The organism is Nguyenibacter vanlangensis, from assembly GCF_013376155.1.
Classification (GTDB): domain Bacteria; phylum Pseudomonadota; class Alphaproteobacteria; order Acetobacterales; family Acetobacteraceae; genus Gluconacetobacter; species Gluconacetobacter vanlangensis.
The window spans coordinates 1-2,006 of record NZ_JABXXP010000526.1 but is presented as its reverse complement, the minus strand read 5'-3'; the positions used below and the strand labels follow the sequence as shown (position 1 = coordinate 2,006).

The 2,006-nt window shown below is 67.6% G+C and carries 3 protein-coding genes; 2 read left to right on the top strand and 1 reads right to left on the bottom strand.

Annotated elements, in window-relative coordinates; genetic code table 11:
* The first annotated feature begins 185 nt into the window (after nt 1–185).
* Complete coding sequence (locus tag HUK84_RS16195) at nt 186–710, top strand: VOC family protein (protein ID WP_176641203.1); 525 nt, start codon at nt 186–188, stop codon at nt 708–710.
* 30 nt (nt 711–740) lie between these two features.
* Here HUK84_RS16195 and HUK84_RS16190 read toward each other — a convergent pair whose 3' ends face one another.
* The gene (locus HUK84_RS16190) at nt 741–1,256 is read right to left on the bottom strand and encodes a GNAT family N-acetyltransferase (RefSeq protein WP_176641202.1); all 516 of its coding nucleotides are present in this window, start codon (nt 1,254–1,256) and stop codon (nt 741–743) included.
* Between the two features lie 253 nt (nt 1,257–1,509).
* On the opposite strand from HUK84_RS16190, the gene HUK84_RS16185 reads away from it, so the two are divergent.
* The gene (locus HUK84_RS16185) at nt 1,510–1,917 is read left to right on the top strand and encodes a cupin domain-containing protein (protein WP_246285736.1); all 408 of its coding nucleotides are present in this window, start codon (nt 1,510–1,512) and stop codon (nt 1,915–1,917) included.
* The last annotated feature ends 89 nt before the right edge of the window (nt 1,918–2,006 follow it).

Sequence of the window (2,006 nt, the reverse complement as noted above, 5' to 3'; positions counted from 1 at the left end):
GCCGCCTGGCGCCTGCGCAGCCGCGCCCCGCAGCCGCAACCCCTGCGCATCGCCGCCTGAGCACCCCAAGCCGTCACGAACGGATGACCCGGTCTTGAAGCGAAGCGCCATCGCCATACGTCGCACACGTATGGCGATGGCGTGCCGTCAAGGCTCGCCTGGGGAAGATCCCTGGGGGAAAGCACATGTCCGGAAAAATCGTCACCTGCCTGTGGTTCGACCATGACGAGGCGCGGAAAGCGGCGGAATTCTACGCGGCCACCTTTCCGGACAGCCATGTCGGACCAGTGCTTCACGCTCCGTCCGATTACCCTGGCGGCGAACGGGGCAGCGAGCTGACCGTCGAATTCACCGTACTCGGCCAGGCATTCATCGGCCTGAATGGCAGGGGCCTGAACGACAGGAACCGGAATGGCGGCCCCGCATTCTCGCCGAACGAGGCGGTCAGCTTCCAGGTGATGACCGAGGATCAGGCGGAAACCGACCGCTACTGGAATGCGATCATCGAGAATGGCGGCAGCGAAGGCGCGTGCAGTTGGTGCAAGGACCGTTGGGGCTTCTCGTGGCAGATCGTGCCGCGAATCCTGATGGCCGCGCTGAAGGATCCGGACCGCGCCGCCGCAAAGCGGGCGATGGACGCCATGATGACCATGCGCCGGATCGACATTGCCCGGATCGAGGCCGCGCGAGCGGGCCATATGACGGCCTGACCCCGCCGCCATGCACTAACGCCGGCCTCCTCAGTCGCGGCCCGCGTCGAGAAACCGCTGCATGAACACCAGGTCTCGCCAGCGACCGAATTTGTGCCCGACCTCGCGCAACGTTCCCGCGCGCTCGAAGCCGAGACGGTCGTGGAGGCGGATCGAGGCGGGATTGGCGGCGTCGATCCCGGCCACCATGACATGCTTGCCGAGGGACGTCGCCCGGCCGAACAGGGGCTCGACCAGCGCCCTGCCCACCCCGCGGCCACGCATGTCGGCGCGAACATAGACCGAGTGCTCGACCGTATGCCGATAGCCCGGCCAGGGCCGAAAATCGCCGAACGTGGCATAGCCCAGCACCGAATCGTCCGCCGGGTGCCCGGCTACCAGCACCGGATAACCCTGGCCGGCCCGCTGCGCGAACCAGACCTTGCGGTCCTCCAGCGTCGCTTCCTGCTCCGTGTAGACGGCCGAGGATGTGCGGACGACCTCGTTATAGATGGCCAGGATGCCGGAAAGATCGGCCTCGGTCGCGTCGCGGACGGTAATGGGCATCGGCACCCTCGGGCGAAACGGGATGGAATCATCGACGCTATCCGCCATAGCGTCATCATGTCTACGGTACAAGACGACATCGCCTTATCCGCATTGGAGCACACCCTCGCCGCCCGGCTGCGCGCCGAGCGCGTGCCGCGCGGCTGGTCGCTGTCCGGCCTGGCCATACGGTCCGGCGTCAGCCGCGCCATGACCAGCAACCGGTCCCACCACGACGGTGCCGGGGCGCCTGTCCGGCGCGTCCGGACCGACTTTGTCCACATTGCTGACCCGGGCCGAAAGCGACGCGTCCGGCGCGGGGCGCATCATGCGGAGCGATGCGCAGCCGCTTTGGCGCGACCCGGCCACGGGCTATATCCGGCGCGCGGTGTCGCCTCCGGGCGCCGAGCCGGAACTCGTTCACGTCGAACTGCCGCCCGGCGCATATGTGAACGATCCGGCCGCGGCCTATGCGTATCTGGACGGCCAATGCGTCTGGATGCTCCCAGGGGCGCTGTCGTTCCGCGCAGGCACGATCGAACATCACCTCGCCGCAGGCGACTGCCTCACGCTCGGCCTCCCGCTGGATTGCGCGTTCACAATCCCTCCGACTCCACGCCCTGCACCTACCTCGTCGCCATCTCACGCACGCAAAAATCGTGATATCCACACATGGAACTGACCGCCCCCTCTCCAGAGACGTCACCAGCCCCTTCTCACGCGCGCTCCCGGCCCTCCGCCGCCACGCGCAGCGCCGCGTCGCGCGCCAGC

Excerpts from the sequence above, each read along its gene's own strand:
- HUK84_RS16190 (WP_176641202.1), bottom strand. The coding sequence starts at position 1,256 with ATGCCCATTACCGTCCGCGACGCGACCGAGGCCGATCTTTCCGGCATC.
- HUK84_RS16195 (WP_176641203.1), top strand. The coding sequence starts at position 186 with ATGTCCGGAAAAATCGTCACCTGCCTGTGGTTCGACCATGACGAGGCG.